Below are 24,593 nucleotides of genomic sequence, written 5' to 3' on the forward strand. Positions count from 1 at the left end.
CCCCGCGCCCCCCCCCCCGGCCCGCGCGCCCCGCCCCCCCCCCCTCTCTTATGGTTTTTTATAAAATAAACTTTATAAAAAAATATCACCACCCCCCCGACGGGGTGTAGAGGGCGCCGAGGAACTCCAGGAGGAGGCGCTCGCGAAGCGGCGCCGGTGCCGTGGCGAGGAGCGCGTTGATCGGGGCCATCCGGTCCGGCAGTCCCGAAGCGCCGCCCAGGCCGGCCGCGGCGAGGAGGCCCGCGAACTGCTCCGACGTCAGCGTCGCCGGGTCGAGGGCGGCCACGAACTCGGCGACGGCCGGGTCGATCACGACCGGACCGGCAGCGCGGGCCGCGTCCACCGAGGCCGCGAGGTCGGTCAGGAACTCCTTCTCGCTGCCGTGGTTGGCCGCCGTCACCGTCAGGTGGAGGTTCACCGGAGACGACAGGTGCGCGAACTGCGGCTGCACGTACCAGCCGCGGGCCTTCATCTCGTCGGCCACCGTGAACAGGTCGAAGCCGTCTTCGGAAGCGGTGAACGCGAGCAAGGTCGAGATCGGGTCCCCGAGGATCCGGAGACCGGGCAGCTCCGCGATGCCCGAACGGATGCGGGACACCGCTTCGCGAGTGGAAGCGGCCAGCTTCAGGTAACCCTCGGAACCGAGGTGGTTCACCACCGCCCACGCCGCCGCCAGCGGGCCACCCGAGCGGGTGCTCTGGATCGTCGTGTTCAGCATCGTGTAGCCCGGCCAGGCCGCACTCGCGAAGTAGTGCGTGCGCCGCAAGTCCGCCGACGCGTGCAGCAGCACCGAAGTCCCCTTCGGACAGTACGCGTACTTGTGCAGGTCCACCGAAACGCTCGTGACGCCGGGGACGCGGAAGCCGAACGGCGGGACGTCCGCGCCGAGGAGGGCGAAGTACGGCAGGACCCAACCGCCGATGCACGCGTCGACGTGCATCCGGACGCCGCGCTCGAGCGCCGCGGCCGCGATCGGGGCGATCGGGTCGAGCACGCCGTGGGCGTACGACGGCGCGCTCGCCACCACCAGGACCGTCGAGCCGTCGATCGCCGCGGCCATCGCCGCCGGGTCGGCGCGGAAGGTCACCGGGTCGACCGGGACGTCGATGCGCCGCAGCCCGAACAGGTGCGCGGCCTTGTGGAACGCCGCGTGCGCGGTCGTCGGCAGCACGATCGACGGCGAGGGGACGTCGGGTCGCGCGTCCCGCGCCGCGAGCACCGCCAGCAGGCACGACTCGGTCCCGCCCGACGTCACCGAGCCGACGACGCCGGGAACGTCGCCGAGCAGCGCCGAAGCCGCGGCGACGAGGTCGTTCTCCATCCGCAGGAGACTGGGGAACGCCGTCGGGTCCAGGCCGTTGGCCGAGGACGCCAGCGCGTGCGCCGCCGCGCCCAGGGAGTCCACTTCGGACAGCCCGCTGTCGTAGACGTAGGCCAGGGTGCGGCCGCCGTGCGTCGGCAGGTCGCCCGCGCGCAGGTCCCGCAGCCGCGCGAGGACGTCCTCAGGCGAGTTCACGCCGCGGTTCCAGGACCGAGCGCCGCAGCAGCGGCAGGGCCAGCGCGATCAGCACGCCGGGGACGATCGACGCGCCGATCAGGATGGCCACGATCGCGCTGTGCGGCTGGAAGGCTGTGGCGTCCGTGCTGGACACGTACCCGCCGAACGCCAGGATCAGCGCCCACAGGCCACCGCCGAAGGCCAGGCCGAGCGTCTCCCCCGCGGTCCACACACCGGCCGCGATGCCCGCGCGGGTCTCGCCGGTGCGCTCCTCCTCGGCGGTGATCAGGTCCGGCAGGATGGCCAGCGGGAACACCGAAATCCCGGCGTACCCGACGCCGCACAGAGCCACGAAGACGAACGAGACGACCAGCGGGATCGACTGGGCGAAGACCAGCCCCAGCAGGCCGATCGCGAAAGCCGCGGTGGCCAGGCGGAAGCCGTTGAGCTTGCCGACGCGATCGCCCAGGCGCGGCCACAGCGGCATGGTGACCAGCGCCGGGCCGACGAAGATGACGAACAGGATCGTGCCGTACTTGTCGCTGCCGAGGATGCGCTGCGCGAAGAACGGGATCGCGGCGAGCACCGTGCCGATGCCGAGCGCCTGGATGAAGTACGTGCCGAGCAGCCAGCGGAACGGCCGCCAGCCGGCGAGCGTGCCGACGAGCTCCTTCAGGTTCACCGTGTTCGGCCGCAGCGAGCCGACCGGCGCGTCCTTGAGCCCGAAGTAGACCAGCAGGGTCGCGGCCAGCACGATCAGCCCGATCACGACGGCCATGATCCGGTAGCCGGCCACGCCTTCGAACGCGGCGGTGATCGCCGGGGCGCCGCCGCCGCAGATCAGGATCGTCACGGCGAGCACGCCGATGCGGACGCTGGTGAGCTTCGTGCGCTCGGTCGCGTCTTCGGTCAGCTCGGCGGGCAGCGCGTTGAACGGCACCTGGAACAGCGCGTACGCCGTGGCGCAGGCGGCGAACATGATCGCCACGTACAGCGCGTCCGGCAGCGGGCCGCCGAACCCGGGGTGGGCGAACATCGCCGCGAACAGGATCGCCACGCCGATGCCGCCGATCAGCAGGAACCGCCGCCGGCTGCCGGTCTTGATCAGGTCGGCGTCGGACAGCCGGCCGGCGACCGGGTTGAACAGCACGTCCCAGGCCTTCGGCACGAACACGATCGCGGCGGCCCAGCCCGCGGGCACGGCCATCGTGTCGGTCAGGTACTTGACCAGGACCAGGCCGGGGACCGTGCCGAAGGACCCGGTGACGAACGAGCCGAGCGAATAGCGGAACCTCGTCCGGCCGGACAGCGTCGCCATGGTCCTCCTCGAAGGCGTACCGGGTGCAGGCCATGAGTATTCGATCTCGGCGGGCCCCCGGAAGTGGTCGAGGGGAATCGTGCCATCGTCGTGACCAAGACCACGACACGGGCCCGCGCTAGGCGCGCAGGCCGTCCACGATCACCGCCACGATCCGCGGTGCGCGCTCGTCCCAGTCGGCTTCGGGGATCCGCGACAGGGCCCCGAGGAGCAGGATGACGTCGGCGGCGTCGACGCCGGCACGGATCTGCCCGTCGGCCTGCCCCCGGTCCAGGAGCGTCTGGAGCGCGTCGTCGAGCCGGTGGTGCTGACCGGAGTGCAGGTCCTGCCACGCCGGTACCTCGATCGCCGCCATGACGCCGCGTTTGACGCGTGCGTACTCGACCAGGCGGTCCAGCCAGCGGGAGAGCGCGTCGAGCGGGGAGTGCTCGGCCAGCAGCGGTGCGACGGTGCCGACGAGCTGGGTCAGCTCGGCCCGGTACACCTCCGCCAGCAGGTGCTCGCGCGTCGGGAAGTGCCGGTAGAGCGTGCCCTGCCCGACGCCCGCGGCCTTGGCGACCCGGTGCAGTTTCAGCTCCTCGGGCGCGCCGTTGGACTCGCGCAGCTCCGCCCGTGCGGCCTCGACGATCCGGTCGCGGTTGGCGACGGCGTCCGAACGGCGCTCGCGACCGGTCAAGGCACACCCCTCGAATAAGTGGACAACTGTCCGGTACGGTGGAAGCCAACCGGACAGTTGTCAGTTTAGCGAGGAGAGCCATGACGAACGGACTGGACAAGGTCGTCGCGATCACCGGCGCGAGCAGCGGGATCGGCGAAGCGACGGCCGTGGAGCTGGCGAGCCGCGGCGCGGCCGTCGTGCTGGGCGCCCGGCGCACCGACCGGCTGGAAGCGCTGGCCCGGAAGATCCGCGACGACGGCGGCCGCGCGGAACTCCTGGAGGTCGACGTGACCCGGCGGGCCGACCTCGAGCGGCTCGTCGCCCTCGCCGTCGACCGCTTCGGCCGCCTCGACGTCCTGGTGGCCAACGCCGGCGTCGCCCGGATCGCGCCGCTGAGCGCGCTGGACCTCGACGACTGGGACGCGATGATCGACGTCAACCTCCGCGGCGTGCTCCACGGCATCGCGGCGGCCCTGCCGGTGTTCCACGCGCAGGGCCGCGGGCACCTCGTCACGACCGTTTCGACGTCGGGGCTGAAGATCGTCCCGGCCCAGGCCGTCTACGCGGGCACCAAGAACGCCGTGCGCACCCTGCTGGAGGCGCTGCGGCAGGAGTCGACCGACGGCGTCCTGCGCACGACGGCCATCTCGCCGGGGTACGTGCGCACCGAACTGGTCGACTACGTCCAGGACCCCGCCGAGCGCGAGCAGGTCCAGCAGGCGATGGCGGCACTCGGCATCGCCCCGGAGGCGGTGGCGCGGGCGATCGCGTTCGCCATCGAGCAACCGGACGACGTCGAGATCGGCGACCTCACCATCCGCCCCACCCGCCAGGGCTGAGCCGGCCGCTAGCTGTTCTGTCTTGTGAGGTTGGGGACGCGGCTGGCGGGTGATTGGCCTGCGAGTGCGGTGTGGCCGCGATGGTGACTGTAGGTGTGCAACCACCCGGGCAGAGCTTCGCGGCGTTCGGTCTCGCAGGTGTAGGGCTGGTCGTAGGCCCATTCGTCGAGCAGGGTGCGGTTGAACCGCTCCACCTTGCCATTGGTCTGGGGCCGGTAGGGCCGGGTCCGTTTGTGGATGATCCCGGCCCGAAGCAGGGTGTCGCGCCAGATGCGTGAGCGGTAGCAAGAACCGTTGTCGGTCAGCACCCGAGTCACGGTGATCCCGCAGCTGGTGAAGAAGGCTTGTGCGCGGGTCCAGAACGCGGCCGCGGTCTCCTTGGTCTCATCGGGCAGGATTTCGGTGTAGGCCAGGCGGGAGTGGTCGTCGACGGCGTTGTGCAGGTAGCTGTAACCGAGGTTCGGGCGTCCGTGGACCTTGCGGGGCCTGGTGGGATCGCGGTGAGTCGAGCTGTTGCGCCCGCCGGCAGCGCGGCCATGGAACTTGTGGCCACCCCCGTCGGGGATGTTGCCCAGCTTTCTTGATATCCACGTGCACCAAGTCACCCGGGACCGCGTGTTCATAGCGGCGGACCGGGTGGGCGGTGGCCCGGTCCAGGTGCGCCAGCCGGGCCAGCCGATAACGAGTCAGGATCCGATGCACCGTGGAGGGATTGAGGCCGAGCAAGTACCCGATGCGGGCCGGGCCCCAGCGACGCAGCAGCCGGACCTTGATTACCCGCCGCTCCGTCCGGGAGGGGGTGCGGTTCGGGCTGGTCCGCGGTCGGCTGGACCGATCAGCCATACCTGATTCGCCCAGGTCACGGTAGCGGCCCGCCCAGCGCAGGGCGGTCGAGACCGACACCTGGAACCGCTGCGCAGCCCTGCGCAGCGGCCAGCCATCCTCCACGACACACCGGGCAAGCCGCAGCCGCCCAGCCGGGGTCAAAGGTGCGTTAGCGTGAGTCACGAGGGCCTCCGTTGCTCGGCGTAGATGTCGCAATCCACACCGAACCCGGAGGCCCTCCTTCACGCCAAGATCATCCGATCACGTGTCACCACGCTCGCAACCTCCCCAGGCAATACAGCTAGCCCAGCGCGCGGGCGATCTTCTCCAGCGTCGCCGCGTCGCCGCGCAGGAGCAGCTGGGTCACCACCGTCTCCTCCCACGCCTGCAGCTCGTCGCGGATCTTCGCCGCCGGGCCGATCAGGGACGTGTCCTCCACCAGGGACGTCGGGATGGCCGCCGTCGCCTCGTCCTTGCGGCCGGCCAGGTACAGCTCCTGGACCTTGTCGGCGACGTCCTCGTAGCCGAGGCGGGCGAAGACGTCGTGGTGGAAGTTGACGCTCTTCGCGCCCATCCCGCCGATGTACAACGCGAGGGACGGCTTGATCCAGCTCGCCGCCTCCTCGACGTCGTCGTGCACGATCACCGGCAGCGAGCACGGCACCTCGAACGTCTCCAAGGTGTGCCGGGCGCCCGGGCGCGCGAAGCCTTCTTCGAGCGCGGCCTGGTAGAAGCCGTTGCTCTTGGGCGAGAAGAACAGCGGCAGCCAGCCGTCGCCGATTTCGGCCGACAGGGCGACGTTCTTCGGGCCCTCGGCCGCCAGGTAGATCGGGATGTCCTTGCGCAGCGGGTGCACCGTCGGCTTCAGCGGCTTGCCGAGCCCGGTGCCGCCCTTGAGCGGCAGCTGGAAGTGGTCGCCGTCCAGGGTCACCGGGGCCTCGCGGGCGATCACCTGCCGGACGATGTCGACGTACTCGCGGGTCCGCGCCAGGGGCTTCGGGTACGGCTGGCCGTACCAGCCCTCGACGACCTGCGGGCCGGACGCGCCGAGCCCGAGGACCATCCGGCCGCCGGAGAGGTGGTCCAGGGTCAGCGCGCTCATCGCCGTCGCCGTCGGGGTGCGCGCGGCCATCTGGACGATGTTGGTGCCGAGCCGGATGCGGCTGGTGGCCGAGCCGTACCAGGCCAGCGGGGTGAACGCGTCCGAGCCGTACGCCTCCGCCGTCCACACCGAGTCGAAGCCGAGCTCCTCGGCCTTGCGGACGGCGTCCAGCGCACCCGGGGTCGGGCCGCTCTGCCAGTACCCGAGGTGGAATCCCAGCTTCACGAAAGGCCTCCTAGACGTTCGGTGCGTAGTGCTCGGGCTTGCCCCGCTCCGGCAGCGGCGGCAGGTTCCTGGGTGGAGTCTCGACCAAGGGCGCGTCCGCGGCCACCTCCCCGCGCTCGCGCCGCCAGCCGGCGCGGGCCCGCGGGTGGTAGCGGCGGTCGTGCGGGACGAGCTTGAAGACGGCGTTCACGAGCTTCCCGAACCGCCGGTGCCGGCGCGCGTCGCGCTCGGTCCAGCGGAAGCCGAGCCGGTCGCGGATCTCGCGGTCGTAGAGACCGGTCGTCAGCCAGACGAAGGTGCGGGCGACGACCCGCTGCACCGGCCGCCACAGCGCGTCCGGCAGCCACGGCAGGAACGGCGGCTTGCCGAGCCCGCGGATGTCCAGGACGTCCCGCGTCGCCTTGTTGTCCTCGAGGACCTCGGTGCACATGTGCTTCCAGTAGCGCTGGAAGTCCTCCCAGCTTTCGGGCACCGGCCGCAGGGTCATGTCGTACATCCGCCACCAGCGGACGTGCTCGTCGAACAGCTGCCGCTTCCCGGCCTCGCCGATGCCGCCCATGAAGTGGTCGGCGATGAGGATCGTGCTGACGAAGAAGGTCGCGTGCGCCCAGTAGTAGGTGTCCGGGTCGAGCGCGTGGTACCGGCGGCCCTTCGCGTCGACGCCCTTGATGCGCTCGTGGTAGCCGCGGACTTCGAGGGCGGTCGCGTGGGCGCGCGGGCCGTCGTAGACCACCCCGCCGATCGGGTACAGCGAGCGGAACAGGCGCTGCCAGCGTTCCTCGAAGAACCGCGAGTGCTGCTCGACGCCCGCGCCCAGGCCGGGGTGCATGTTCTGCATCGACCCGGCCCACAGGCCGATCAGCAGGCCGCGCCAGTCGCCGAAGTACTTCCACGTCAGCGAGTCGGGACCCAGCGGCTGGGGGGTCATCGGCGCACTCCTCGTCGGGTCCGGAACTGACTACGGCTGTTGTCAGGCTAGGATCTGACAACAGTTGTAGTCAACCGAGGAGCCACCATGCCGGGCCGCACGTGGGCGGGCACGACGCTGGACGACCGCAAGGCGCTCCGGCGCGGGCAGCTCGTGGCCGCGGGCCTGGACCTGCTCGGCACCGAAGGGTCGGCCGGTACGAGCGTCCGCGCGGTGTGCCGGCACGCCAAGCTCACCGAGCGCTACTTCTACGAAAGCTTCGCCGACCGCGAAGAGCTCGTCGCGGCGGTGTACGAGCACATCGGCGAGGAGGCGCGGCAGGCGCTCGTGGCCGCCGTCCGGGACGCCCCGACCCCGGTTTCGCGAGCGGAGAACGCCGTCCGCGCGTTCGTCGAGCTGATCGTCGACGACCCCCGCAAGGGCCGTGTCCTGCTGCTCGCGCCGCTGACCGACCCCGCGCTGACGCGCCGGGGCCTGCACCTGCTGCCGGTGTTCGCCGCGCTCGTCGGCGACCAGCTGTCCCACGGCGACGAGACCGAACGCCGGATGGTCGCGGTCGGGCTGGTCGGCGCGTTGAGCAACGTCTTCATCGCCTACCTCGACGGGTCGCTGAAGGTCTCGCGCGAACGGCTCGTCGCGCACTGCGTGAAACTCGTCCTCGGGGCCGACAGCCACTGACCTCACCTCCGCGCCGACCTCGTGACAGTCGCGCGGCAGATCGGGCACACTCAACCCATGCGTACCGCTGGGCGGAACGACGGCGCGAGCGGCGACGGCCTCGTCGCGGCCCGGCTCGCCGCGCTGCTGGAAGCCTTCCGGCCGGGTGACGAGACCCTCGGCGTCTCCGAGCTGGCCCGCCGGACCGGCCTGGCGAAGACGACGGTGCACCGGCTCGTCGGCCACCTGACCGGAACCGGGCTGCTCGAACGCGAGGACGGCTCGGTGCGGCTCGGGCTGCGGCTGTTCGAAATCGGCCAACTGGCCTCCCCCCGCCGTGGGCTGGTCGAAGCCGCCCGGCCGTACCTGGCCGATCTGCGCGAGGCCACCCGCAACACCGTCCACCTCGCGATCCTCGAAGGCACCGAGGTCGTGTACCTCGACGTGCTGCGCGGCCCGGACGCGCCGACGCTGCCCTCGCGCATCGGCGGCCGGTTCCCCGCGCACGCCACCGGCGTCGGCAAGGCGATCCTCGCGTTCTCCCCGGAATCCGTGGTGGACCAGGTGATCGACGCCGGGCTGCCGCGGATGAGCGCGCGCACGATCACCGCGCCCGGCCTGCTGCGCCGCCAGCTCACCCGGGTGCGGGAGGAGGGGATCGCCCTGGAACGCGAAGAATCCGGCGTCGGGGTGGTGTGCGCGGCCAGCCCGCTGCTCGACGCGGGCGGGGTCGCGGTGGCGGCGGTGTCGATTTCCGGCTGGGCCAACCGGATGCGGACCGAACGGGTCGCCCCGGCCGTCCGGACGGTCGCGCTCGCGTTGACCCGGACACTCTCCGGGACCACCCCGCGCGGTGGGAAATAATCTTGCCGGGCAACGCTTTTCCGGCGACTGGGCCGTCCGGCTGACGTAACCCTCCCGAGCTGGACGGGTGATCGGGAGCGGCTACGATCCGTCCAATGGCCCAGCACAGCCGGGAGACGACCGACCCGGGCCGCTCCCCCGCGACGCTTCCCGGACCGGCGGGCACCACCTCGCCGGCCGCGCACCGGTTGCTGTCGCTCGACATCGTGCTCGCGCTGCTGGCGCTGGCGGGCGGGCTGCGCGTGCTGTACCTCGCCGCGCCCGCACCGGCGCTGCCCGCCGAGGCCGCGAACGTCGCCCACGCCTACGCGCTCGGGCACCTCACGTCGTTCACCGACGCCGGCGGCGCCGGGGTCAGCCCGTTCGGCTGGTGGCAGCTTTCGGCGTACACGATGGTTTCCGATGCCTTCGGCCGATCCGCCACGGCGCTCGCGGCGGTCCGCGAGACCATGCTCGTGGCGGCGGTGGCCGGTGCCGTGCTGCTGTGGTTCCTGGCGCGCCGGCTCGGCCTGACGCGGTGGGCGTCGGCGGCCGCGGTGCTGCTGGTGGCGGCGTCGCCGCTGGCGCTCGGCCTGCAGCGGCTGGTCGTCGTCGAGCACCTGGCGGCGGTGTGGGTCCTCGGGGCGCTGGTGCTCATCGCCCGGCCCGACGCGCGGATCCGGCACGACGCCCTGGCGGCGGTCTGTCTGCTCGCGGCCGTGCTCACCTCACCGCTGGCCCTGCTGTTCCTGCCGGCCGCGGGCTGGCTGCTGGCGCGGCGGGCGCCCGCCCGCGCGGCGCTGGTGGCGGTGCTGCTCAACCTCGGGCTGGGGATCGCGTTCGGCCCGGCGGCCGGCCTGCTCCGGCCGCACCTCGCAGCCGCGAGCCAGCCGTCGGTGGCCGCCTGGGTGGCCCTCGACCCGGCGTGGGCGGTGCTTTCGACCGTCGCGCTGGTGGCGGCGCTCGCGGTCGGTCCCCTGCGGCCGTTCGCGGTGTCCGGCCTGCTCCTCGTGGCGGCCCTGCTCGTGCCCGGTGTGCCGGACACGGCCGTGCTCGCGCTGCTGCTGCCCCTCACGCCGCTGCTGTTCGCCGCGGTGGTCCAGACCGTGGCGCGGCAGCGCGTCCCGGTGCACCGGGGGAACCGGCGCCGCGGTCCCGGGGCCGTACTGGCCACCGGCGTCCTCGTCGCCGTGGTCGCCGCCGGCTGGAGCTACGGCTACCCCGCCCTGCGGCCGACCACGGACCGCGGCGGCCCGCTCGTCGAAGCGCAGGACTGGTTGCGCACCAACGCTTCCGGCGCGCGCGTGCTCGTCGACGACGGCGCCTGGGCCGAGTTCGCCAAGGGCGGCTGGCCGACCGGGCTGCTCGTCCCGCCCGCCGCGTGCGCCTCCGGCTGCCCGGCCGCCGACTGGGCCGTGTTCACCGCCGGCACCCCGGCTCTCGGGGGCCGCTATCCGGCGCTCGGCACCGCGCTCGCCGACGCCGGTGTGACCGCCGTGTTCGGCACCGGCGACCGGCAGGTCACCGTGTCCCGGCTCGGCCTGCCGGCCGCCGACCCGGCCGCGCCGCCGGAGGAGTCCGCCCGCACCCACGCGGGCGAGGCCCTGGCGGCGTCGGCCCGGATCACCTGCGCCCCGGACGCCGTCGCCGTGCTGCGCGCGGGCCGCGTCGACCCGCGGCTGATCGCCACGATCGCCGCGCTCGCGGCCCTCCAGCCGGTCCACGTCTCGGCGTTCCCCGCTGTCCCCGGCGAAGACCCCGCCGGGCAACCGCGCCGCCGGGTGCTGCTGGCCGGCGGCGAGGAGGGCGCGGCCGCGTTCTACACCGGCCAGCGCGATCTGTTCCGGCCGTCTTCGGTCACCCGGACCGCGGACGGCGTGCTCGTCACCTACCCGCTGTTCGCACCCCCGGGACTGCTGGTCCCGTTCTCCTCCCCCTGACGGTGAAAGGCCCTCCCATGCGCACTTTCCTCCTCAGACCCGGCGGGCTGATCGCCGCCGCCCTCCTGCTCACCGCGGTGACGCCGGCGACGGCCGGGGCGGCGACCGCCCCCGGTCCCGGTGTCGGCTGGATCCGGGTCGGCCACCTGTCGCCGAAGGTGCCGCCGGTGGACATCTACTTCGCGCCCTTCGGCCAGGCCGAGAAGGTCGTCATCCGCAAGGCGGGCTACGGCGCCGTGACGCCGTACTCGTCGCTCGACCCCGGCAAGTACACCCTCTCGATGCGGCCCGCCGACGCCGCACCGACCACCCCGCCCGCCTTGTCGGCGACGATCGACGTCGCCGAGCGCAACGCCTACTCGCTGCTGGTGTTCACCAACGGCCCGGGTGAGACGCTCAAGGGCGACCTGGTCACCGACGACCTCACCCCGCCGGGCGCGGGCAAGGGCCGCGTGCGGGTCGTCGAAGGGTCGGCGGCGATCGCCCCGGTCACCGTGGCGGGGCCGCAGGGCGTCACGCTCGCGAAGGACGCCGCCTACGGGCAGACGTCGTCCTATGTGGACGTCCCGGAAGGACGGTGGCCGCTGCAGCTGAGCGGCGGCTCGGTCAGGTCGGCCGCCGACGTCGACGTCAAGGCCGGGTCGTCGACGACGGTGCTGGTCACCGAGAACGGCGGCACGCTGAAGGCGAACCCGATCTCCGACGGCGCTTCCCTGCCCGAGCCGCCGAAGCTCGGCGTCGAGACCGGCGGCGGCGGTACCGTCCCGGTGCCCCTGTGGCCGGCGTTCGCGGCGGCCGCCGGGCTGCTGGCCGCGCTGCTCGTGGGACGCCGGGCGGCTCGTGCGCGCTGACCTCGGCGCGCTGCTCGTCGTGGCCGTGCTGGCCGCGGGCTGCTCGGCGGCCCCGGCCGCGCCGCCACCCGCCACCCCATCCTCGGCCCCGGCACCAGTGGCGACCGGGCCGCAGCTGCTGCCCGACGCGGCCGACGTCCGCCCGGTGCGGCTGCGCATCCCCGCCATCGGCGTCGACGCGGCCGGGCTGGTCCCGCTCGGGCTGGGCGCCGACCACCAGCTGGTGGCGCCCGCGCGGTTCGAGGACGTCGGCTGGTACGCGGCCGGCCCGGTGCCGGGCGACCCGGGCCCGGCGGTGATCGCCGCGCACGTCGACTCCCGGTCCGGGCCGGCGCCGTTCTTCCGGCTGCGCGACCTGCACGACGGCGACGAGGTGTTCGTCGCCCGCTCCGACGGCCGCCAGCTGCGGTTCGTCGTGGACACCGTCCAGCGCTACCCGAAGGACGCCTTCCCGACCGGAGCGGTGTACGGGCCCGCGCCGGGCAGCGCGCTGCGGCTCATCACCTGCGGCGGCAGCTTCGACGCGGCCAAACGCTCCTACCGCGACAACATCGTCGTCTACGCCTCGACGCGTTGGGGTTAGTGCTCCTTGAGCAGCCCGCGGCGCGCCAGCTCCGGCCGGACGCCGTCACCGAACCAGTACGCCTCCTCCAGGTGCGGGTAGCCCGACAGCACGAACTCGCTGACGCCGACGCTGTGGTACTCCTCGATGAGGTCCGCGACCTCGTCGTGGCTGCCGACCAGCGCCGTGCCGGCGCCGCCGCGGACCAGGCCCACCCCGGCCCACAGGTGCGGATGGATCTCCAGCCCGCGCACGCCGCCGTCGGTGCGGCCGCCGTGCAGCGCGACCATCCGCTGCTGCCCCACCGACTCACTCGCCGCCAGCTGCGCCTGCGCCTTGGCGACCTGCTCCGGGCTCAGCGCGTCCAGCAGCTTCTGCGCCTCGGCCCAGGCTTCGGCCGAGGTGTCGCGCGAGATCGTGTGCAGCCGGACGCCGAAGCGGATCGGCCGGTCGCCGGCCAGCGCCCGCACCTTGCCGATCTTCTCCGCCACCTGCGCGGGCGGTTCGCCCCAGGTCAGGTAGACGTCGGCGTGCCGCGCGGCGACCGGCAGCGCGGCCGGCGACGACCCGCCGAAGTAGATCGGCGGCACCGGATCGGGCGCGGCCAGCGTCGTCGCACCTTCGACCCGCAGGTGTTCGCCTTCGAAGGTGAACGGCTCGCCGGACCAGACGCCGCGCACGATGGTGAGGAACTCGTCGGTGCGGGCGTACCGGGCGTCGTGGTCGTGCCAGTCGCCGAAGCGCCGCTGCTCGACCGCGTCGCCGCCGGTGACGATGTTGAGCAGCACCCGGCCGCCCGAAAGGCGCTGGAACGTCCCCGCCATCTGCGCGGCGAGCGTGGGTGAGAGGACCCCGGGACGGAACGCGACCAGGAACTTCAGCCGGGTCGTCTCGCGGATCAGCGCGGCCGTGGTGAGCCACGCGTCCTCGCACCACGTGCCGGTGGGCGTCAGGACGCCTTCGAACCCCTGGCGCTCGGCGGCGCGGGCGACCTGGGCGAGATAGTCCAAGTCGGGCTGCCGCTGCGCCGACGGACCGGCGGACTCGTTCGCGTGGAAGCGTTCCACGATCGTGCGGCCGTCGCCGCTGGTGGGCAGGAACCAGTGCAGCCTGATGCTCATCCGTTGCTCCTCGCCTGGTCCAGGTCGGGACCGAACCGCCGGTCGACGAAGGCGGCGAAATCCACCTTGCCCGGCAACGTCTTTTCGTCGGTGAAGGCGTCCCCGGTCTCCCTGGCCCACGCCTGCGCCCATTCTTCGCGGTGCGTGTCGGCCCACTTCTGGGCCTTGACCACGCGGACGGCGAAGTCGCGCAGGGCGGAGTTCTTGCCGGGATCGCCGAGCGCGGCCGTGCTCGCGGTCAGAAACCCCAAGCCGTTCGACGCGGCGTACGCCTCGGACGGCTGCAGGAAGCTCAGCTTGACGTCCTTCGTGGACAGTCCGTTCTTGTGCAGCGTGTTCAGCAGCTGTCCGTGGGCCGAGGTGCCCTTCGCGACACCGACGGTCTTGCCCTTCAGCCCGGCGACATCCCGCAGCGGCGAGTCCGGCGGGACGAGGACGGCTTCGCGCTCGACGTTGCTGCGCGACTCGAGCGTCACCTTCGCCAGGTCCGCAGTGACCGCCAGTATTCCCTTACGCCACAGCATTTCCGGTGCGGGGGAACCGAAGTCAATCGGTGCCCACTCCGTGAACGTCCCGTGTTTCACCCCGTGGAACGCACGGGGCTCAGCCGCCGAACATGACCTTCCATTCGTCGAGCGAGCGCGGCCGGTAGACGAAGTTGGAGCGCTTGACGTCGGACAGCGCGGCCGACGGCTCGGCCGAGTACTGGTGCCCGGGGTAGACGACCGGGTCCCCGGGCAGCCCGGCGAGCGCCTGCAGGCTGCGGTAGATCTCCTCGGCGTCCCCGCCCGGGAAGTCGGTGCGGCCGCAGCCTTCGAGGAACAGCGTGTCCCCCGAGACGAGCTTGTCCTCGACGAGGAAGCACTGGCTGCCGGGCGTGTGCCCGGGCGTGTGCAGCAGCCGGATCGGGACGGCGCCGACCTCCAGGACGTCGTCGTGGTCGTGGGCGCGCAGGTCGGTGCCGGACACGCCGGTGACCCGCCGGACCCATTCGGTTTCGGCCCCGTTGACGTGGATCGGCACCTGTTCGACGGCGAGCAGCTCGGCGATGCCGGGCAGCGAGAAGCCGAGCATCTCGCCGCCGACGTGGTCGGGGTGGTGGTGCGTGGCGAGCACCCCGGTGAGCCGCATGCCGTCCTGCGCGAGGACGTCGAGGAGGTCCTGCACGGCATAGGCGGGGTCGACGATGACAGCGTCCCCGGTCTCGCGGTCCCCGATGAGGTAGGCGAAGTTCACCATCTGCGTCGCCACGGGGTCCCCGACGGCGAAGTCCCGCCCGGCGAGCAGCTGCCGGAAGTAGAGCCGATCAGTCATGCCGGACACCCTACGGGCGGCGCCCGCGCGGGGTGAGCACGATCCGGCCGAACACCTCGCCCGCGTCGAGCATCCGGTGCGCCCGCGCGGCCTCCGCCAGCGGCAACACCTCGTGCACGACCGCCCGCAGGCCGCTCGCGAAGAGCTCGGCCGTCGCCGCGGTGCGTTCGGCCGGGGGCACCGTGCTCGCGCTGAAGGTGGCGAACGACATCGACTTGCGGAACGCCGAGAACAGCGCTTGGCCGAAGGCGGCGGGCGGGTCGCCGGCCACCGCGCCGACCGCCACGAGGCGGCCCCTCGGCTTGAGCCGGTCGAAGAACGCCGGGAGGTCCGGGCCCGCCACGACGTCGAGGATCACGTCGAAGGCCCCGGAGCCGCCGTCGCGGCCCAGGACGTGGGTGGCGCCCAGTTCGCGCAGCCGCTCGCCGCGTTCGGCCGAGGACGTCGTCACCGCGATGGTTCCGGCGCCGCCGCGGGCCGCGAGCTGGACGGCCATGGTGCCGATGCCGCCGGCCGCGCCGCGGACCAGCAGCGACTCGCCGGCCTCGAACCGGGCGTGGCGCAGGCCGAAGCGGGCGACCACGCCGGAGCTGCCGAGCGTCACCGCGTCGACGGCCGACAGGGCCGCCGGCAGCGGGACGAGGGTCGCGGCCGGGGCGACCGCCTGATCGGCGTAGCCCCCGCCCGCGTCCGCGAAGGCCCAGACGCGCTTGCCGAGCCAGGACGGGTCGACGCCGTCGCCGACGCCCGCCACCGTGCCCGCGATCTCGCCGCCCAGGACGTGGCCGGTCTCGAAGCCGTACGCGGCGAGCGCGCCGCTGCGGATCATGACGTCCACGCCGCCGACGCCGATGGCCTCGGTCCGGATCAGCACCTGGCCGCCGGCCGGCGCCGGGTCCGGCAGGTCGACCACCGCCAGGCCGTCGGGACCACCGAACGCCTGTACCGCCACTGCCTGCACGTCTTCCTCCGATCGTCGACGGCGGACGGTAACGGACGCCGGCGTCCGGTTGGCTAAAGTGAGAACGTGACCGAGGTTTTGCCTCACCTCCGGCGTTCCGACGCCCGCGACAACCGCGAGCGCATCCTCGAGGCCGCGCGCACGGTGTTCGCCGCGGACGGCCCGGCGGTGCCGATGCGGCGCATCGCCCGGCACGCCGGCGTCGGCCCGGCGACCCTGTACCGCCACTTCCCAACGAAGGAAGCCCTGGTCACCGCGGCGTTCGCCGGCCAGATGCGCGCGTGCTACGCGATCGTCGACGAGGGCCTCGCCGACCCCGACCCGGGACGCGGCTTCACGTCGACGATCGAGCGGTTGTGCGAGCTGCACGCCCGCGACCGGGGGTTCGCCGCGGCGTTCACGGCGGAGTTCCCGCACGCGCTGGACTTCACGACGGACCGCGAGCGCGCGGTGAAGTCCCTCGCGCGGCTGACCCGCCGCGCCCGCGAAGCCGGCCACCTGCGCGCGGACGTCGAGCCCTCCGACGTGATCCTGATCCTCATGGCCAACGGCGGCCTCCAGGCGGCTTCACCGGCGGCGCGTGTCAAGGCCTCCCGTCGCTTCGCGGCGCTGGCGATCCGGGGCCTGCGTCCGCCCAGTGGTGGACGGCTCCCTGGTGCAACGCGGCGTACACGCGGTCTCTGAGGACGTTCGCCTCCTGGTCGGACAGCGTCCGGTCGAGTGGCCGGAGCACCAGGCGGACGAGGAGGTTCTTCTGGTCGCGGCGGGCCCCGAGCCGGTCCAGCGCCCGCGCGGGCAGGTCCGCACCCGGCGTCTCCTGCCGGATTTCGACCGACTCGACGACGTCGGCGTCGTCGCCGAGGGCGTCCCGGACGCGGTCGCCGAGGTCTTCGGCCCGGTCGTCGGCGTCGACGGCGATCGAGAGGTCGCGGCGCACGGGCGGCAGCGCCGAGACCGGCCGGTAGGGCGCGAGGTCCGTCATCTGCGCGGCGACGGCCGGGTCGGGCGAGCGCAGCAGGCGGATGTCCGGGATTCCCTTGCGCAGCATCAGCATCCGGTCGAGGCCCAGCCCGAGCGCGAGCCCGGACCAGGTCTCGTCGAGCCCGGCCCGCTGCAGCACGGCGGGGTGCGCGAGGCCGCATTCGGCGACTTCGACCCACCGCCCGTCGTGCTCGACGTCGAGCTGCGCACCGTCCACAGTGTACGGATGCCGCCGCGCTTCGAGCCGCCGGTTCCACCCGGGAACGAGCGCGGCGACCATGTCTTCGAGGTCGGCCCGGGTGGCCGGGCGCCGGGTGATCCGCCAGAGGTCGAGCTGGTGCGGGGTGCCGCTGTGCAGCCGGTCGATGCTGTCCCGGCGGTGGACGAGGCCGGGGCAGACGAGCAGGACGTCGTCGGCCGGGGTCTCGGCGAGCTGCCGCAGCGCCCCGGGGACCAGAGCGCTGGAGTGGCTGCGGAGGACGTGGTCGTGGTCGACGTACCGGGTGTAGCGGGCGTCGCGGGTGACGTCATCGGGGTGGTAGCCGAGGTGGTCGTAGTTGTCGGCGACGGTGACGACCCGAGCACCTCGCCACCACCGGACGGAACAGGGCCACAAGGCGGCGAGGGCCTCGACGGCCTGGTCGACGACGAGCTGAACGGCGTGCGGCCCGGCAGCGGGATCGGTGAGATCGCGGACGGCGAGGGCTTGGGCGAGCTGGGCAGGGGTGAGTGGTTCGGGCATGACGGGACCTCCGGGGTGGGCGGATGGGGGACGGCTCCCCCTGGCCCGGACACCCGGCGAGGTCAGTACGACGGCCGCCGGTCAGGCGGCGGCGGGCATGGCACCGGAACCCCGCTGGCACCTACGAGGGCCAGGGGGCCGGTAAATCGGCGGGATTCCGCAACGACGGCCACGCACCCAGGGTAACGGCCGCTGTCACGCGGTTTTCGCTGCCGAAGCAGCGGTTGGCGGCCCGCCGAAGCAGGGGCAGCCCGCCCGGCATCAACCCCTCACTCACCCACCTCCCCGTCCGCCAGCTCCCGAAGCACATCCAGATGCCCCACATGCCGCGCCGTCTCCTGAACCACATGCGCCACCACCCACCGCACGCTGAACTCCGACCGCCGCCGCGTGCGGTCGTCCGGGCCCAGCCCGCGCAGGGCCTTCTCCGCCCGTGCCCACTCCGCCTTGTACGCCGCCACCACCGAAACCGGCGTCTCCTCCTCTCCCACGTCCCAGCTCGGGTCCGGGCTGCCCGCCCACAGCGACGGCAGATCCGCCCCGCCCGCCTCGATGCACAGCCACCAGCGCTCGACCGCCGTCAGGTGCTTCACCACGCCGAGCGCGCTCATCCGCGGCGACGTCGGCAACAGCGTCGCCACCGCCTGCTCCCTCGGCAGCCCGGCCAGCTTGTTGACCGCCGTCGCCCGGAGGAACTGCAGGAACTCCAGCTGCAGGCGCAGCTCGTCGGCGGCCAGGCGGGCCGGCCAGCGGCGGTGCGTCTTCGAACTCGTGTTCGACATGGCCGCAACGTACCGCACCGGTCCGACAAAATCCGCGGCAAATAGAGTGACCCGCATGTGGTGGGGACTGCTCTGCGCCCTGGGCGCGGCATGCGCGTACGGCGTGGCTTCGGTGATGCAGTCCGTCGCCGCGCGGGCCACGGACACCGGGGCCGACGGCGTCGACCCGAAACTGCTGGTCCGGGTGCTCGGCCAGTGGAAGTTCGTGCTCGGCCTGTCGCTCGACGTCCTCGGGTTCGTCGCGCAGATCGCCGCGCTGCACGTCCTGCCGCTGTTCGTCGTCCAGGCCGCGCTCGCCGCGAGCCTCGCCGTGACCGCCGTCGCCGCGCGGTTCCTCGGCGTGCGGCTCGGCCGGCGCGAGTGGGCGGCCGTGGCCGTCGTGTGCGCCGGCCTCGCGCTGCTGGGCGCGGCCGCCGAGAGCGAAGGGTCCGATCCGGTCGGGCTCGGGTTCCGGTTCGGCCTGATCGGCGCGGTCGCCGTGCTGGGCGTGGCCGGGATCGTCGCGGGCCGGGCGAGCCGCCGGATCCGGACGCCGGCGCTCGGGCTCGTCGCCGGGTTGTGTTTCGGTGTCGTCGCGATCGCCGGCCGGATCATCCCCAGCCTCGCGCCGCTCGACCTGCTCACCGACCCCGCGACCTACACCGTCGCGGTCGCCGGCGGCCTGGCCATGCTGTTCTACGCGACGGCGTTGCAACGCGGGAGCGTCACCACCTCGACCGCGATGATGGTGCTCGGCGAGACGGTGTTCCCGTCGCTGGTCGGTGTGCTCGCCCTCGGCGACCGGACCCGGCCGGGGTTCGCGGTCGTCGCCATCGCCGGGTTCGCGCTCGCCGTCCTGGCCGCCCTTGCGCTGGCGCGGTTCGGCGAACCGGCGACCGAATCGCGAAGTGAGACGAAACCGACCGTGTTCCCGTAACTTCTTTACTTAGACTAGCCTTACCTATCCCAGCTCTGGACAGGGAGGCGCGGGTGCGCACGACGGGACGGCAGGTCCTCCGCCGGTCGATCGCCGGGCAACGACGGTCGGTGGCGCTCGCGGCGCTGCTGACCGCGGGCCACCAAGGCGGCGAAGCACTGGTGCCGGTGGTGATCGGCGTGGTCATCGACCAGGCGATCGCGAACGGCTCGGTCAGCACGCTGCTGCTCTGGCTCGCGGTGCTGGGCGTGCTCTTCGCCGCCTTGTCGACCAGCTACCGCCTGGGCGCCCGCTTCGGCGAGCGCGCCGCCGAACGCGCCGCCCACGACCTGCGCCTCGACCTCGGCCGCCGGGTCCTGCACCCCGGCGGCGTCGCGGAGTCCGGCACCCTCGCGGGCGAACTGGTGAGCATCGCGACGTCGGACGCGAAGCGCGTCGGCACGGTCAACGGCGTCCTGCCGTTCGGCGTCGCCGGCCTGGCCGGGCTGCTGGTCAGCGCCGTCGCGCTGCTCACCATGTCGCTGCCGCTCGGCCTGCTCGTGCTGCTCGGCACGCCGCCGATGCTGTACCTGGCGCACCTGATCGGCAAGCCCCTGGAGCGTCGCAGCGAAGCCGAGCAGGAGCGCTCGGCGTTCGCCTCCGGTGTCGCGACCGACCTCGTCGCCGGGCTGCGCGTGCTCAAGGGGATCGGCGCCGAACGCGCCGCCGTCGACCGCTACCGCCGGACCAGCCAGGACTCGCTGCGCGCGACCCTGCGCGCGGCCCGCGCCCAGGCCTGGCACAACGGCGCGCTGCTGGCGCTCACCGGCATCTTCATCGCCGTCGTCGCGCTCGTCGGCGGCAACCTGGCCGCGGCGGGTGACATCAGTGTCGGCGACCTGGTGGCCGCGGTCGGGCTCGCGCAGTACCTGATCACGCCGTTCACGATCTTCTCGTGGGTCAACGGCGAACTCGCGCAGGGCCGGGCGTCGGCCACGCGCATCGCCGACGTCCTCGACGCGCCCCCCGCCGTCGGCGCCGGGGACGCCACGCTGCCGGTCCCCGCGGCCGGGCACGTCAAGCTGTCCGCGCTCAGCCGCGGCGCCCTGCGGGACGTCGCCTTCGAGGCCCGCCCGGGTGAGCTGCTGGGGGTGGTCGTCACCGACCCGGCCGCCGCGACGGACCTGCTCGACTGCCTCGGCCGCGCCGCCGATCCCGCGGGCGGTTCGGTGTCGGTCGACTCGGTGGACCTGTCCACAGTGGACCCCGGCCGGGTCCGCGAGGTGGTACTGGTCGCCGCGCACGACGCGGACCTCTTCGCCGGCACGGTCGCGGACAACGTGACGTCCGGGCCGCTGGCCGCCGAAGCGATGTCCGCGGCCGCCGTCGACGAGGTGGCGAGCGCGCTGCCCGACGGCGCCGCGACCGCCGTCACCGAACGCGGGCGGTCGCTGTCGGGCGGGCAGCGCCAGCGCGTCGCCCTCGCCCGGGCGCTCGCCGCCGACGCGCCGGTGCTCGTGCTGCACGACCCGACGACCGCCGTCGACACGGTCACCGAGGCCCGGATCGCCGCCGGCCTGGCCGAACTGCGGCGCGGCCGCACCACGATCCTGGTGACCACCAGCCCGGCGCTGCTGGCCGCGGCCGACCGCGTCGTCCTGCTCGACGACGGGCGTGTCGCGGGCGAAGGCCTGCACGCCGAGCTGGCCGGCCGTCCCGACTACCGAGCGGCGGTGCTGGCATGACCCGCGAACTCCTCCCCGTGGCCGACGGCCGCCGGATCCGCGCCGTCGTCGGCGAGCTCGTCGGCCGGCAGAAGGGCCGCGCGGCGGCCGCGTTCACGACGCTCGCCGCGGCCACCGCGATCGGCCTGCTCACCGCGCCGCTGCTCGGCCGGGTCGTCGACCTGGTCGCCACCCGCCGGCCGGCGGCCGAGCTGGTGACGCCGGTGGCGGGACTGGTGCTCGTCGCGGTGGCGCAGGCGGTGGCCACCGCGATCGGCGTGTCCCTGGTCGCGCGGCTGGGCGAGACGATCCTGGCGGAGCTGCGCGAACGCTTCGTCGAGCGCGCTCTCGGCCTGCCGCTGGAACAGCTCGAGCGGGCCGGCTCCGGTGACCTGACCGCCCGCGTGACGAACGACGTCTCGGTCGTCGCCGAGGGCGTCCGGCAGGCGCTGCCGGAGCTGGGCCGGTCGGTGCTGACGGTCGTCCTGACGTTCGGCGCCCTGGCCGTGCTCGACTGGCGGTTCCTGCCGGCCGCGTTGCTGGCCGTGCCGATCCAGCTGTGGACCGTGCGGTGGTACGTGCCGCGCGCGAAGCCGTTGTACGCGGCGCAACGCGAGGCCGTCGGAGCGCAACAGCAGCAGCTGCTGGACACCGTCGGCGGCGCGAAGACCGTCCGGGCGTTCCGGCTGGCGGACACCCATCTGGCGCGGGTGCGCGAGCGGTCCGGCACCGCGGTTTCCCTGGCGCTGCGCGGGATCCGGCTGGTGACGCGGTTCTACGCGCGGCTGAACCTGGCGGAGTTCGTCGGGCTGTCGGCCGTGCTGGCGACGGGGTTCCTGCTGGTCGGGGCGGACGCGGTCACGGTCGGTGTCGCGACGGCGGCGGCCCTGTACTTCCACAGCCTGTTCGGGCCGATCACGACCGCGCTGGCGCTGGTCGACGACGCCCAGGCGGCCACCGCCAGCCTCGCGCGGCTGATCGGCGTCGCCGACCTGCCCGCGGAGACGTCGCCCGCGCAGCCGTCACGGCCGGGGGACGCGTCGGTGAAGACCGCGGGCCTCGGATACTCCTATGTGGACGGTCACCCGGTGCTGCGGGACGTCGACCTCGGCGTCGCCCCCGGGGAGCGGGTGGCGCTGGTGGGCGCGAGCGGCGCCGGGAAGACGACGCTGGCCAAGCTGGTCGCCGGGATCCACCGCCCGGACGCGGGCTCGGTCGCCGTCGGCGGCGTGCCGCTGGACGAGCTGGGGCCGGACGGCACCCGCCGGGCGGTCGGGCTGATCAGCCAGGAGGTCCACGTCTTCGCCGGGTCGCTGGCCGACGACCTGCGCCTGGCCCGCCCGTCGGCGACCGACGCCGAACTGCGGGCCGCGCTGGCGAAGGTGGGGGCGCTGACCTGGGTGTCCGCCTTGCCATCGGGATTGGCGACGGTGGTCGGCGAAGGCGGTCACCAGCTGACGGTGACGCAGGCGCAGCAGCTGGCCCTGGTCCGGCTGGTGCTGGCCGACCCGCCGATCGCGATCCTCGACGAGGCCACTGCGGAGGCGGGCAGCGCGGGCTCCCGCGTCCTGGAGTCGGCCGCCGCTGCGGCGTTGGAAGGGCGAACGGCGCTGGTGGTCGCCCACCGCCTGACCCAGGCGGCGGCGTCGGACCGGATCGTGGTCCTGGACGCGGGCGCGGTGGTCGAGTCCGGAACCCACGACGACCTCGTCGCCGCGGGCGGCCGGTACGCCAAGCTCTGGGCCGCCTGGTCCGGCCAGCGCACCTGACCCGACCCTCCAGGTACGCGAGCCGACCGTCCAGGTACGCGAGTCGTCCGTCCAGGCACGCGAGCCGACCGTTCCGGTACACGGAAGTCGTGTGATCGGACGGGAATCTCGCGTGATTGAAAGGGCATCTCGCGTGTCTGGAGGGGCATCTCGCGTACCCAGGTGGCCGGTTCGCGTACCCAGGTGGTCGGTTCGCGTACCCAGGTGGTCGGTTCGCGTACCCAGGTGGTCGGTTCGCGTACCCAGGTGGTCGGTTCGCGTACCCAGGTGGTCGGTTCGGGTGCCGGGAAGACGACACGCCGGGGGCCTGGGGCTCCCGGCGTGTCGTGGTGGGGGTGGTCAGGTGTCCATGGCGTCGGCCAGGGATTTCGGGCGCATGTCCGTCCAGTTCGCTTCCACGTGGTCCAGGCAGTCCTGGCGGGAGGCCGGGCCGAAGGCGGACGTCCAGCCGGGCGGGACGTCGATGGTCTCCGGCCACAGGCTGTGCTGGTTCTCGGCGTTGACCAGGACCAGGTACGTCCCGGCCGGGTCTTCGAACGGGTTGGTCACGACGGGCCTCCTCAGGCGGTGATGTCCGTGCGGGCACCCTTCACCAGCGCGGTCAGCTTCTGGATGACCGGCGTGGCGAGCAGGTGGTTGAAACGCGGCTCGGCCGACCAGTCGCCGAGCTGGCCCGCCTTGACCGCGGGCAGCTGGTTCCAGGTCGGGAACTGCGTCATCTGGGCACGCGGCAGCGCGTACGAGCGCGAGTCGGTCAGGATCAGGTCCGCCGGGTACTTGCCGGCCTGCTCCCAGGACAGCTGCTCCCAGTAGTCCTCGCTGCCGCCGCCGGAGACGATGTCCAGGCCGAGCTCGCGGTAGTAGGCGAGGTCGGCGAAGAACTCCGGCTTCGCGATGTACAGGCCGTCCTTGTCGCCGTAGAGCACCAGGACCTTCAGGCCGGCCTTCTCCTTCGCCGCCGCGCGCAGGTCCTCGGACGCCTGGTCGAAGTCCGCCTTGGCCTTCTTCATCGTCTCCGAGTTCGCGTCCCCGCCGAGCGCGACGGCCAGCTGCGCGTACCGCTCGATCACCTTGGGCAGCGTGACCTTGTACTCCGACAGCGCGACGACCGGCGCGATCTGCCCCACCTTGGGCCCGAGGTCGCCGGTGAGCACCCACATGTCCGTGGGCTTGGTGCCGGTCAGGCCGGTGACGACCAGGTCCGGCTTCAGCGCGGCGAACTTCTCCATGCTGAAGTCGTCCCAGGCGTTGCCGATGGAGGTGACGGCGTTCAGGTCGATGTTGCCGGCCTGGATCTCCTTGCCGCCGCTCGCCGTCTTCTGCGGGCCGAACACGCCGGCCGGGCGGACGCCGTAGTCCCACAGCGCGGCGGCCGAGCTGGCGTAGGCCACCACCCGCGCCGGACGCTGGTCGCGCGCCGCCTTCCGGCCGCGGTCGTCGGTGAACTCCCACGGGCCGGACGCCCCGGCCGCCGGCTTGCCGCCGCCACTGCCGCACGCGGTGAGGGCCGCGGCGGCCGCGACGCCGCCCGCCCCGATCAGGAAACCACGCCGGCTGAGCCCGGCAGCGCTCTGGAACACGATGAGAACCTCTCTTTTAGGATAGGCACACCTTATTTAGGGCACCCTCGCCGACGCAACTGTGTCAGCGCCCACGGCCGGACAGCTGCGCCGCGGCCCCCGGCACCGGCTCGGCCGGGTCGTGTCCCAGGTGGACCTGCCGGTTGTCGCCGTCCACGTGCACCACCCGCGGCCGGTGCCCGGCGCGCTCGGATTCGGCCACCTGCGCGTAGGTGATGATGATGACGAGGTCGCCGGGGTGCACCAGGTGTGCGGCCGCGCCGTTGACGCCGATCACGCCGGAGCCAGGCTCGCCCGTGATGGCGTAGGTCTCCAGCCGGGCGCCGTTGGTGATGTCGACGACCTGGACCCGCTCCCCCTCGACGATGTCCGCGGCGGCCATCAGGTCGGCGTCGATGGTCAGCGAGCCGACGTAGTGCAGGTCGGCCTGGGTGACGGTGGCGCGGTGGATCTTGGCGTTCATCAGGGTGCGGTGCAC

At 73.2% G+C, this 24,593-nt stretch carries 23 protein-coding genes and 2 pseudogenes; 10 read left to right on the plus strand and 15 right to left on the minus strand.

Translation table 11 applies throughout. The features are described 5' to 3' along the window. Positions 1-85 precede the first annotated feature (85 nt). From ABZW17_RS04455 to ABZW17_RS04465, 3 genes are all read right to left on the minus strand, one after another. Positions 86-1,516: an aminotransferase class V-fold PLP-dependent enzyme gene (locus ABZW17_RS04455; RefSeq protein WP_354809544.1), complete on the minus strand. Its 1,431-nt coding sequence runs from the start codon at positions 1,514-1,516 to the stop codon at positions 86-88. Next, positions 1,503-2,816 carry an MFS transporter gene (locus ABZW17_RS04460; protein ID WP_354809546.1) on the minus strand — a complete coding sequence of 438 codons (1,314 nt, stop codon included), beginning with the start codon at positions 2,814-2,816 and terminating at the stop codon, positions 1,503-1,505. Before ABZW17_RS04460 ends, ABZW17_RS04455 begins: the two co-directional genes overlap by 14 nt. A 118-nt stretch (positions 2,817-2,934) precedes the next feature. Next, on the minus strand, positions 2,935-3,492 hold the full coding sequence (locus ABZW17_RS04465; RefSeq protein WP_354809548.1) for a TetR/AcrR family transcriptional regulator: 558 nt from the start codon (positions 3,490-3,492) through the stop codon (positions 2,935-2,937). A gap of 80 nt (positions 3,493-3,572) precedes the next feature. Between ABZW17_RS04465 and ABZW17_RS04470 the strand changes: the two genes are divergently transcribed. Continuing rightward, positions 3,573-4,313, plus strand: a complete 741-nt coding sequence (locus ABZW17_RS04470) for an SDR family oxidoreductase (RefSeq protein WP_354809550.1) — start codon at positions 3,573-3,575, stop codon at positions 4,311-4,313. Between the two features lie 8 nt (positions 4,314-4,321). Here ABZW17_RS04470 and ABZW17_RS04475 read toward each other — a convergent pair. From ABZW17_RS04475 to ABZW17_RS04485, 3 genes and pseudogenes are all read right to left on the minus strand, one after another. Further along, positions 4,322-5,321, minus strand: a pseudogene (locus tag ABZW17_RS04475) (IS481 family transposase). Between the two features lie 118 nt (positions 5,322-5,439). After that, positions 5,440-6,465 carry an LLM class F420-dependent oxidoreductase gene (locus ABZW17_RS04480; RefSeq protein ID WP_354809552.1) on the minus strand — a complete coding sequence of 342 codons (1,026 nt, stop codon included), beginning with the start codon at positions 6,463-6,465 and terminating at the stop codon, positions 5,440-5,442. Positions 6,466-6,475: 10 nt separating this feature from the next. Beyond that, positions 6,476-7,393, minus strand: a complete 918-nt coding sequence (locus ABZW17_RS04485; RefSeq protein WP_354809554.1) for an oxygenase MpaB family protein — start codon at positions 7,391-7,393, stop codon at positions 6,476-6,478. 87 nt (positions 7,394-7,480) lie between these two features. Here ABZW17_RS04485 and ABZW17_RS04490 point away from each other — a divergent pair, with 87 nt between their 5' ends. From ABZW17_RS04490 to ABZW17_RS04510, 5 genes are all read left to right on the plus strand, one after another. Beyond that, the gene (locus ABZW17_RS04490) at positions 7,481-8,071 is read left to right on the plus strand and encodes a TetR/AcrR family transcriptional regulator (protein ID WP_354809556.1); all 591 of its coding nucleotides are present in this window, start codon (positions 7,481-7,483) and stop codon (positions 8,069-8,071) included. Positions 8,072-8,128: 57 nt separating this feature from the next. Beyond that, positions 8,129-8,914, plus strand: a complete 786-nt coding sequence (locus ABZW17_RS04495) for an IclR family transcriptional regulator (RefSeq protein WP_354809558.1) — start codon at positions 8,129-8,131, stop codon at positions 8,912-8,914. Between the two features lie 95 nt (positions 8,915-9,009). Next, complete coding sequence (locus tag ABZW17_RS04500; protein ID WP_354809560.1) at positions 9,010-10,833, plus strand: glycosyl transferase; 1,824 nt, start codon at positions 9,010-9,012, stop codon at positions 10,831-10,833. A 17-nt stretch (positions 10,834-10,850) separates the two neighbouring features. Further along, positions 10,851-11,684 (plus strand): DUF4397 domain-containing protein, encoded by an 834-nt coding sequence (locus ABZW17_RS04505; protein ID WP_354809562.1) that lies wholly within the window; start codon positions 10,851-10,853, stop codon positions 11,682-11,684. Beyond that, entirely contained in the window at positions 11,674-12,267 is a 594-nt protein-coding gene (locus ABZW17_RS04510; RefSeq protein ID WP_354809564.1) for a class F sortase, read from the plus strand. Before ABZW17_RS04505 ends, ABZW17_RS04510 begins: the two co-directional genes overlap by 11 nt. On the opposite strand, the gene ABZW17_RS04515 is transcribed toward ABZW17_RS04510, so the two are convergent. The 4 genes and pseudogenes from ABZW17_RS04515 to ABZW17_RS04530 all read right to left on the minus strand — a co-directional run bounded on the left by ABZW17_RS04515 (position 12,264) and on the right by ABZW17_RS04530 (position 15,642). After that, positions 12,264-13,367 carry an LLM class flavin-dependent oxidoreductase gene (locus ABZW17_RS04515; protein ID WP_354809566.1) on the minus strand — a complete coding sequence of 368 codons (1,104 nt, stop codon included), beginning with the start codon at positions 13,365-13,367 and terminating at the stop codon, positions 12,264-12,266. The two genes, ABZW17_RS04510 and ABZW17_RS04515, sit on opposite strands and share 4 nt — an antisense overlap. Further along, positions 13,364-13,831, minus strand: a pseudogene (locus ABZW17_RS04520) (ABC transporter substrate-binding protein); the annotation flags it as partial. The pseudogene ABZW17_RS04520 and the gene ABZW17_RS04515, both read right to left, overlap by 4 nt. Before the next feature lie 139 nt (positions 13,832-13,970). Beyond that, the gene (locus ABZW17_RS04525; protein ID WP_354809568.1) at positions 13,971-14,681 is read right to left on the minus strand and encodes an MBL fold metallo-hydrolase; all 711 of its coding nucleotides are present in this window, start codon (positions 14,679-14,681) and stop codon (positions 13,971-13,973) included. A 10-nt stretch (positions 14,682-14,691) separates the two neighbouring features. After that, positions 14,692-15,642 (minus strand): zinc-binding dehydrogenase, encoded by a 951-nt coding sequence (locus ABZW17_RS04530; protein WP_354809570.1) that lies wholly within the window; start codon positions 15,640-15,642, stop codon positions 14,692-14,694. Between the two features lie 66 nt (positions 15,643-15,708). On the opposite strand from ABZW17_RS04530, the gene ABZW17_RS04535 reads away from it, so the two are divergent. Further along, on the plus strand, positions 15,709-16,326 hold the full coding sequence (locus ABZW17_RS04535; RefSeq protein WP_354809572.1) for a helix-turn-helix domain-containing protein: 618 nt from the start codon (positions 15,709-15,711) through the stop codon (positions 16,324-16,326). On the opposite strand, the gene ABZW17_RS04540 is transcribed toward ABZW17_RS04535, so the two are convergent. Together ABZW17_RS04540 and ABZW17_RS04545 are read right to left on the minus strand one after the other, a co-directional pair. Beyond that, entirely contained in the window at positions 16,226-17,365 is a 1,140-nt protein-coding gene (locus tag ABZW17_RS04540) for a hypothetical protein (RefSeq protein ID WP_354809574.1), read from the minus strand. The two genes, ABZW17_RS04535 and ABZW17_RS04540, sit on opposite strands and share 101 nt — an antisense overlap. A gap of 269 nt (positions 17,366-17,634) precedes the next feature. Beyond that, positions 17,635-18,147, minus strand: coding sequence for a DinB family protein (locus tag ABZW17_RS04545; RefSeq protein WP_354809576.1), 513 nt, complete (start codon positions 18,145-18,147; stop codon positions 17,635-17,637). A 55-nt stretch (positions 18,148-18,202) separates the two neighbouring features. Between ABZW17_RS04545 and ABZW17_RS04550 the strand changes: the two genes are divergently transcribed. The 3 genes from ABZW17_RS04550 to ABZW17_RS04560 are packed head-to-tail and all read left to right on the plus strand — an operon-like array spanning position 18,203 to position 22,535. Continuing rightward, positions 18,203-19,063: a hypothetical protein gene (locus tag ABZW17_RS04550; RefSeq protein ID WP_354809578.1), complete on the plus strand. Its 861-nt coding sequence runs from the start codon at positions 18,203-18,205 to the stop codon at positions 19,061-19,063. 53 nt (positions 19,064-19,116) lie between these two features. Further along, the gene (locus ABZW17_RS04555; RefSeq protein ID WP_354809579.1) at positions 19,117-20,787 is read left to right on the plus strand and encodes an ABC transporter ATP-binding protein; all 1,671 of its coding nucleotides are present in this window, start codon (positions 19,117-19,119) and stop codon (positions 20,785-20,787) included. Then, positions 20,784-22,535 carry an ABC transporter ATP-binding protein gene (locus ABZW17_RS04560; protein ID WP_354809581.1) on the plus strand — a complete coding sequence of 584 codons (1,752 nt, stop codon included), beginning with the start codon at positions 20,784-20,786 and terminating at the stop codon, positions 22,533-22,535. The genes ABZW17_RS04555 and ABZW17_RS04560 overlap by 4 nt, the downstream gene beginning before the upstream one ends. A gap of 339 nt (positions 22,536-22,874) precedes the next feature. Here ABZW17_RS04560 and ABZW17_RS04565 read toward each other — a convergent pair whose 3' ends face one another. The 3 genes from ABZW17_RS04565 to panD form a co-directional block, all read right to left on the minus strand. Next, positions 22,875-23,084, minus strand: a complete 210-nt coding sequence (locus ABZW17_RS04565; protein ID WP_354809583.1) for an MbtH family protein — start codon at positions 23,082-23,084, stop codon at positions 22,875-22,877. 11 nt (positions 23,085-23,095) lie between these two features. After that, positions 23,096-24,115, minus strand: coding sequence for an ABC transporter substrate-binding protein (locus ABZW17_RS04570; protein ID WP_354809585.1), 1,020 nt, complete (start codon positions 24,113-24,115; stop codon positions 23,096-23,098). Positions 24,116-24,179: 64 nt separating this feature from the next. Continuing rightward, entirely contained in the window at positions 24,180-24,593 is a 414-nt protein-coding gene (gene panD, locus ABZW17_RS04575; protein ID WP_354809587.1) for an aspartate 1-decarboxylase, read from the minus strand.

The sequence above is a fragment of the Amycolatopsis sp. NPDC004625 genome, assembly GCF_040609695.1.
Taxonomy (GTDB): domain Bacteria; phylum Actinomycetota; class Actinomycetes; order Mycobacteriales; family Pseudonocardiaceae; genus Amycolatopsis.

What these genes read in the sequence shown, in the direction of transcription:
- ABZW17_RS04460 (WP_354809546.1), bottom strand. Translation starts at nt 2,816, where the DNA reads ATGGCGACGCTGTCCGGCCGGACGAGGTTCCGCTATTCGCTCGGCTCG.
- ABZW17_RS04470 (WP_354809550.1), top strand. Translation starts at nt 3,573, where the DNA reads ATGACGAACGGACTGGACAAGGTCGTCGCGATCACCGGCGCGAGCAGC.
- ABZW17_RS04485 (WP_354809554.1), bottom strand. Translation starts at nt 7,393, where the DNA reads ATGACCCCCCAGCCGCTGGGTCCCGACTCGCTGACGTGGAAGTACTTC.
- ABZW17_RS04490 (WP_354809556.1), top strand. Translation starts at nt 7,481, where the DNA reads ATGCCGGGCCGCACGTGGGCGGGCACGACGCTGGACGACCGCAAGGCG.
- ABZW17_RS04495 (WP_354809558.1), top strand. Translation starts at nt 8,129, where the DNA reads ATGCGTACCGCTGGGCGGAACGACGGCGCGAGCGGCGACGGCCTCGTC.
- ABZW17_RS04500 (WP_354809560.1), top strand. Translation starts at nt 9,010, where the DNA reads ATGGCCCAGCACAGCCGGGAGACGACCGACCCGGGCCGCTCCCCCGCG.
- ABZW17_RS04505 (WP_354809562.1), top strand. Translation starts at nt 10,851, where the DNA reads ATGCGCACTTTCCTCCTCAGACCCGGCGGGCTGATCGCCGCCGCCCTC.
- ABZW17_RS04515 (WP_354809566.1), bottom strand. Translation starts at nt 13,367, where the DNA reads ATGAGCATCAGGCTGCACTGGTTCCTGCCCACCAGCGGCGACGGCCGC.
- ABZW17_RS04525 (WP_354809568.1), bottom strand. Translation starts at nt 14,681, where the DNA reads ATGACTGATCGGCTCTACTTCCGGCAGCTGCTCGCCGGGCGGGACTTC.
- ABZW17_RS04540 (WP_354809574.1), bottom strand. Translation starts at nt 17,365, where the DNA reads ATGCCCGAACCACTCACCCCTGCCCAGCTCGCCCAAGCCCTCGCCGTC.
- ABZW17_RS04545 (WP_354809576.1), bottom strand. Translation starts at nt 18,147, where the DNA reads ATGTCGAACACGAGTTCGAAGACGCACCGCCGCTGGCCGGCCCGCCTG.
- ABZW17_RS04550 (WP_354809578.1), top strand. Translation starts at nt 18,203, where the DNA reads ATGTGGTGGGGACTGCTCTGCGCCCTGGGCGCGGCATGCGCGTACGGC.
- ABZW17_RS04560 (WP_354809581.1), top strand. Translation starts at nt 20,784, where the DNA reads ATGACCCGCGAACTCCTCCCCGTGGCCGACGGCCGCCGGATCCGCGCC.